3 protein-coding genes are annotated in these 5,483 nt (G+C 74.7%); 2 read left to right on the forward strand and 1 reads right to left on the reverse strand.

Going from position 1 to position 5,483, the window contains the following annotated elements; all coding sequences use genetic code 11:
* The coding region (locus tag FAF44_RS51715; protein WP_237110864.1) for a LuxR family transcriptional regulator at positions 1–1,721 on the forward strand (1,721 nt) is incomplete at its 5' end.
* A 236-nt stretch (positions 1,722–1,957) separates the two neighbouring features.
* On the opposite strand, the gene FAF44_RS55535 is transcribed toward FAF44_RS51715, so the two are convergent.
* Positions 1,958–4,411 (reverse strand): discoidin domain-containing protein, encoded by a 2,454-nt coding sequence (locus FAF44_RS55535; protein WP_272896203.1) that lies wholly within the window; start codon positions 4,409–4,411, stop codon positions 1,958–1,960.
* Between the two features lie 107 nt (positions 4,412–4,518).
* On the opposite strand from FAF44_RS55535, the gene FAF44_RS51730 reads away from it, so the two are divergent.
* A partial coding sequence (locus FAF44_RS51730; protein WP_237110865.1) for a family 1 glycosylhydrolase occupies positions 4,519–5,483 on the forward strand: 965 nt, incomplete at its 3' end.

Genomic DNA, 5,483 nt, shown 5'->3' on the forward strand with positions numbered 1-5,483 from the left:
CCCCCGGGCCGGACGGCCCGCCCGCCGACCAACCGGTCGGTGAGCCGGTCGGCGGTCAGGCCGGGCGGCTCACCGGAGCAAGGGGCGATGAGCCGGCTCACGCGCTGGCCGATGCGCTGGCCGACGTGCGGCCGCGCACGCCCAACCGCCGGGGTGTCGCGCCCGTGGTGTGGGCGCTCGAGTTGTCCGCCCGGCTCACCCCGGACGGCGTCCTCCGGGCACGCAGGCTGCTGGCCGCCGCCCGGTTCGCGCACGGGCTGGGCCGCCCGCACGTCGTCCACGACCTGCTGGACGCGGCCGAGCGCGCGGGCCTCACGGTCGCGGACCACACCAGGCTGGAGTGGCTGCGCGACGTCTGCGACGAGGACACCGCACCCGACCAGGCGCGGGTCACGCGGCTGTGCACGATCGCGAGACGCTCGGCCGCGACCGGCGACACCGAGGCCGCGCTGGACCTGCTGCTGGGGGCCGCGCTGCGGATCCAGCGCACGGCGCCGGGCCCGGCGGCGCAGGCCGTCGTGGCCGCGACGGCCGACGTGCTGGCCGCCGTCGTGCCCGCGAGCGCGGCCGACCCCCGGCACATCGCGGCGCTGGCGCTGGCCGAACCGGTGCTCAGGAACCAGGCGGTGGGCGAGCGGCTGCCCGCCACCGCCGCCGTGTCGGGCCTGCCGGACGCGGAGGGGCTGCGGCTGCTGGGCGTCGCCGCGCACGCGATCGGCGAGCCGGTCAAGGCCGTCGCGCTGCTGGGCCGGGCCGAGGCGACGTTGCGCGATCAGGGTCGCGCCGGCCCGCTGGCGCAGGTGCTCATCCTGCGGATGGCGAACCTGTGCCTGCTCGGCGACGGCGAGCGGGCGGCGCGGGCGGCCGAGGAGGCGCGCCTGGTGCTGGCCGGGACGCGGCAGCCCGGCTGGGCCGACGCCCTCACGGCGGCCGAGGCGGTCGCCGCCGGGCTGCGCGGCGACACCGAGCGGGCGCTGAAACTGGCCGCCAGGGCCGACGGGACGCGCCGCTTCGACCTGGTGGCGGGCGTCCGGCTGGCCAGGGGGCTCGGCTGGCTGGCCGCGGGCCGTCACGACCGGGCGCACGAGGAGTTGTGGCCGCTGTTCGCCAAGCCGATCGCGGCGCTGGGCAGGGAGGCGTTCTCCGCGGTGATCCCGTACGTGACCGCGGCGGTGCGGGCCGGCCGCCTGGAGGAGGCCAGGGACGTGCTGGCGAAGCTGGAGGACGTGGCCGGCATCGCCTCGGCGGCGCTGCTGCACGTGCAACTCCCGTACGCGCGGGCGGTGCTGGCCCCGGACGAGGCTGCCGGAGAGCTGTTCCGCGTGGCACTCGGCATGGACCTGGCCCGCTGGCCGCTGGTGCGGGCGGCCACCGAACTGGCTTATGCGGACTGGCTGCGCCGCCGGGGCCGCCTGCCGGAGTCCAGGACGGCGCGGGACGCGGCACGGGAGACGGCGCGCCGCCTCGGGGCCACGCTGTGGGCCGACCCCGGACGGGGCCGGCCGGGCGGCGCGGCCCGGTCACCGGCCGAGGACGTGCTCTCGCCGCGTGAGCTGCGGATCGCGGAGTTGGCCGCGGCGGGGCTGTCGAACCGGGAGATCGGCGCGCAGATCCACCTGTCGGCGCGCACGGTCGGCTCGTACCTGTCGGGGATGTTCCGCAAGCTCGGCGTGACCGCGCGGGGCCAGCTCGCCGCCCGCCTGAGGGAAGCGCTGCGGTGACTCGCGGCCTGACACCGGGCGTCCGTCGCCCTGCATCAGGCCAGGAGCGCGCGTCTCACGAGGTCAGGCGAGCGGCCGGATGGGGCGGCCGCGGTTGAGTTGGCCGCCCCCGGTGCCCCACCTCGTTGCATTCGGCGCAACTGGCGGCGACCCGCGTCGGAGGCCAGTAGGGACGGTCGAGCGGATAGCACGGGAAAATCGGCGGCGGCGGACCGGCCGACGGCGACGACATCCGCTCAGTACGCGGAGTAGATCATCACTTCGTCGATCGACCAGTACCTGTCGCCCGTCCCGGTCTGCGTGATCCGCACGTACCTGGCCTGCTGCGGGGGCACGCTGATGGCCTGCTTCCAGCCGAAGCCGCGCCCGGAGTCCGCGGTCGTCCAGGTGAGGCCGTCGGCGGAGAGCTCCAGCCGGTAGCCGCGCGGGGCGTCGTAGCGGCGGTCGCCGGGGGTCTGCACGGTGACCAGGGCGACGGTGCGCTGGGCGCCCAGATCGATGCGGTACCACTGGCCGGGCGTCTGGTCCGCGCCGGTGTTCCAGCGGGTGGCGGGATCGCCGTCGATGCCACCGGCCGGCGTGCCGGTGGGGCCGGTCGCCGAGGCGGTGGCGGTCCAGCCGGTCCTGCCGACGGGCACGGGGTCGAAGGTGCCCAGGCCGCCGGAGTACTTGGTGACAAGCGCGGCCAGCCGGTCGTTCCTGGTGAAGGTGCTGGTGTCGAAGCGCCGGAGCTTGCGGGCGAACGTGGCGGAACCGTCGCTGTTGATCACGGGGACGGGCGCGGACCTGTCGTAGTAGACGCCCCAGAACCGCTGGTCGTCGGCGTCACCGCCCCTGACCTTGTACGTCCAGCTCGTCCAGGACTGCCGCTGGGCGTTGATCCCGGCCATCCAGCGGGCCCACACGTCGTCGTAGGAGTACAGGGAGTACTCCCCGAACAGGACGGGCACGCCCGGTGAGGCGAGCCGGCCGGGCAACTGGCCGAGTTCGTTGGAGACGAGCCAGTCCTGCGCGTTCCAGTCCTCGGGCTGCCCCTGCTGCATGGCGTACGGGTGGAGCTGGTACATCACGTTGGTCCAGCCATGGGTGGCGGGCGGGGCGATGCGGTCGTAGCCGAAGAACGCGCCCATGACGATGACGTGGTCGGGGTCGACGGCGCGGACGGCGTCGTAGAGCCGGTCGTAGTAGGCGCTCTTGGCGGCGACGTCGTCGGCGTCCTCGTCCTGGTCGATGAGCGGCTCGTTGATCAGGTCGTAGCCCGCGACGGCCGGGTTGCCCCGGTAACGGGTGGCGATGGCCTCCCAGACGTCCCGCACCCGGTCCTGGTGGGCCTGGGTGCCCCAGAAGCCGTTGGGGTTGGGGCCGATGCGGCCGCAGCTCGCCCACGGGCAGCCGCCGCCGGGCACGGTGTGCAGGTCGATCAGGGTGTAGATGCCGCGCTCGGCGAGCTGGTCCACCGTCCAGTCGATCCTGGCCCAGGGGTCGGGTTTCCAGGTGCCGTCGGTGTTGAGCAGGGTCGTCCAGCCGATGGGCAGGCGGACGAGGTTCAGCCCGAGGGCGTCGATGCGGTCGAGGTCGGCCTCGGTGATCCAGGTGTCGCGGTGGGCGTCGCGCACGGCCTCGCCGCCGGCGGCGCCGAAGCGCTGGTCGAGGGTGAGCTGGAGGCCGTGGTCGTCGTTGTGCAGCCCCACCGACAGCTCGCCGACGGACCACCACCTGTCGCCGCTCCCGGTCTGCACGACGCGGACGTAGCGCCCGCCGGCGGCGGGGAAGCTGATGTTGGTGGCCTTGACGGTGCCCGTGCCGGTGGCGACCTGCCGCCAGATGGAGCCGTCGTCGGAGAGGCGGACGGCGTAGCCGCGCGGGAAGTCGCCTTCCCAGGCGGCGTTCTTCTGCCCGTCGAGGGTGACGTTGTTGATCGTCATCCGGGCGCCCAGGTCGAGCTGGACCCACATGCCGGGGGCCTGGTCGGCGCCGCTCTTCCAGCGGGTGGCGGGGTCGCCGTCGAGCATCAGGGGGACGTCCACGCCCTGCGAGGCGGTGACGGTCCACTGGCCCCGGTCGAAGGAGGCCGCGTCGTTGAACACGTTGAGCTCGCCGACCGCCCACGCCTCCCCCGCCGCGCTCCCGGTCTGCCTGACCCGGACGTGACGGCCGGTGACGGGGGTGAAGGAGGCCGTGGTGACCGGGCTCGCGGCGCTGCCCGCGCCGCTCGCGACGCCCGTCCAGGAGGTGCCGTTCGAGGAGACCTCGACGGTGTAGGCGCGGGCGTGGCCGCCGGCGGCGAGTTCGGTGTGGTTGAAGGTGACGCGGTTGAAGCGGGAGACGGCCCCGAGGTCCACCCGCAGCCATTCGGCGCCGGTCTGCGGGGCGCCGGTGGACCAGCCGGTGGCGTCGTCGCCGTCGAGGGCGAGCGCGGCGTTCCCGGCGGAGGCGGTGGCGCTCCAGCCGGTCCGGTCGAGGGCGAACTCCCCGAGGGGCGACATCCAGTCCTCGGGGGCGAGCCAGCCGCCGAGGTTGGTGCCCCGGAGCGCGACGGTCGCCCCCGTGCCCGAGTCGTTCTTCAGCACCGAGCCGCTGACCTTGAGGAAGTCGGTGGCGTCGAAGGCGGCCGCGGGCTGCGCGGTCGTCACGAGGGTCGCGGCGGTGACAACGACGGCCAGGGCTGCGGCGGGCCGGCGACGATCCATGTTCACCCTCCTGGATCAGGTCTCACTCGTGATGGTGAACGCTTGCGCCGACTTTGTCTACGACTTAGCCTAAGCCCTGTCAAATAAGCGGCAGAGGGGTCGCCGTCATGGACGCGAAGCCCGGAGCACAGCACCGTCCCGGCGTACGCGCCTTCCCCGACACCTTCACCTGGGGGTTGTCGTCGGCGGCGTACCCGAGCGAGGGCTCCGCGGGCCGGGGCGCGTGCAGTTGGGACGCCTTCCGCCGCGCACACGGCACGGCCCGCGACGAGCACACCGGCGACCACCGCCGCTGGGAGTCCGACCTCGACCTGCTCGCCTCGCTCAAGGTCGGCGGCTACCGGCTGTCGGTGTCCTGGCCACGACTGCAGCCGGACGGCCGGGGCGAGCTGAACCCGGAGGCAGTGCGCTTCTACCGGGCGCTGCTCAGCGGGCTGCGGGCCCGCGGCATCGAGCCGTACGTCACCCTCTACCACTGGGACCTGCCGGCCGCGCTCGAGGCGGAGGGCGGCTGGACTGAGCGGGAGACCGCCCTGCGCTTCGCCGAGTACGCCGGGCGGACGGTGGCGGCCCTCGGTGACCTCGTCACCCACTGGATCACCCTCAACGAGCCGTGGTCGTCCGCCTTCCTCGGCTACGGATACGGCACGCACGCCCCCGGGCGCACCGACCTGACGGCCGCCGTCGCGGCGGCGCACCACCTGGCCCTGGCCCACGGCCTGGCCACCGTGCGCATCCGCCGGGCGGACCCGGCCGCCAAGGTCGGGATCGCCAACACCGTCACCGACATCGTCGCGGCGAGCGACTCGGCCGCGGACCGCGCCGCCGCCGACCGGCTGGACGCGATCGTCAACCGCATCTTCCTCGACCCGATCTACCGTGGCCGCCACGACTCGCTCACGCTCGACTGCGTGGACCCGATGGGCCTGTGGGCGCTCATGCGCACCGGCGACCTCGACGTGATGAGCACGCCCGCCGACTTCGCCGGGATCAGCCACGGCCCCCCGCTGGTCGCCCGGCACGACCCCGCCGCCCCCTTCGGGGCGGCCGACCTGCCCGCCCCGGCCCATTC

The organism is Nonomuraea sp. MG754425 (genome assembly GCF_021699195.1).
Lineage (GTDB): Bacteria > Actinomycetota > Actinomycetes > Streptosporangiales > Streptosporangiaceae > Nonomuraea.